General features: G+C 73.2%; 1 protein-coding gene. It reads right to left on the reverse strand.

The genetic code is table 11. The features are described from left to right. Positions 1–1,469: glycosyltransferase family 39 protein (locus EHS43_RS44435; RefSeq protein WP_260471013.1), on the reverse strand; the 1,469-nt coding region annotated here is incomplete at both ends.

The raw sequence follows: 1,469 nt of genomic DNA on the forward strand, positions 1-1,469 counted from the left end.
CCCCCGGGACCGCCCATGCCGCCCCCGGTCGACGGACCCGCCGTCGGGTTGGTGCCGCCCATGCCGCCGCCGGTGGTGGCGAAGGCCGGCGAGGCCGCGTACGCCGTCGGACCCGCCAGGGCCGCCACGACCGCCGCGGCGACCGACACCCCGAGCAGCCGCAGCCGCGTCCCCGAGCCCGCCGTACGGAAGACGAACAGCCCCACGACCGCCAGCACCGTCAGCACCCCGACGACCGGCCACAGCCAGGTGTTCCAGCCGGTCGCCCGGCGCAGCAGCACGATCGCCCAGAGCCCGGTGACCGCGAGGCCGGCCGGCAGCACCCAGGACCAGCGGGCGTCCCCGCCGCGGAAGGCCCGCCACAGCAGGACGCCGCCCGCGCCGGTCAGCGCCGCGATGCCGGGGGCGAGCGCGGTCGTGTAGTACGGGTGCATGGTGCCCTCGGCCATCGCGAAGGTCAGGTAGTGCAGCACCAGCCAGCCGCCCCACAGCACGAGCGCGGCCCGGGGCAGGTCGGTGCGCGGGGCGCGGCCGCACAGCAGCAGGCCGGCGACGAGCGCGAGGAAGGAGAAGGGGATCAGCCAGGAGATCTGGCCGCCGAGGATGTCGTTGAACATGCGGCCGATGCCCGCGCTGCCGGCGAAAGTGGCCCCGCCTCCACCGCCTCCGCCGCCGTTGCCCTCGCCGCCGAGGACCCTGCCCAGGCCGTTGTAGCCCATGATCAGGTTCCAGGCGGAGCCGTCCGTCGACCCGCCGATGTACGGACGGTCGTCGGCCGGGACGAGCGAGACCGCCGTCGCCCACCAGAAGCTGGAGACCGCCAACGTCACCGCCGCGAGAGCCAGGTTGACGGCCTTCTTCTTCCAGCCGAGCCGCGACGCGTACACGTACACCGCGAAGACGGCCGGCAGGGCGATCCAGCCCTGGAGCATCTTGGTGTTGAAGGCGAGCCCGAACAGGACCGCCGAGCCGATCAGCGGCAGCAGCCGGTCGGTGCGCACCGCGCGCAGGGCGAGGGCCGCGCCGCCCACCATGAGCAGCACCAGGATCGTGTCGGGGTTGTTGTCCCGGTTGATCGCGACGGTGATCGGGGTGAGCGCGAGGACCAGCGCGGCGATCGCGGCCGCCACGTGCCCGAACACCCGCTTCACGGAGGTGTGCAGAATCCAGATCGTGCCGAGGGCGGCCGCGATCTCGGGCGCCATCATCTGCCAGGTGCCGAAGCCCAGGACCCGGCAGGACAGTCCCATCACCATCAGCGCGAAGGGCGGCTTGTCGACGGTGAGGAAGTTCCCCGCGTCGAGCGAGCCGAAGAACCAGGCCTTCCAGCTCTGCGTACCGCTGTAGACGGCGGCGCTGTAGAAGCTGTTGAGGCCGCTCCCGGACAGGTTCCAGCCGTACAGGACCCCGGCGAGGGCCAGGATCGCCAGCAGTACGGGCAGTGACCAGCGCGGGGCCCGGTCCGGGGG

The organism is Streptomyces sp. RP5T, assembly GCF_003933965.1.
Lineage (GTDB): Bacteria > Actinomycetota > Actinomycetes > Streptomycetales > Streptomycetaceae > Streptomyces.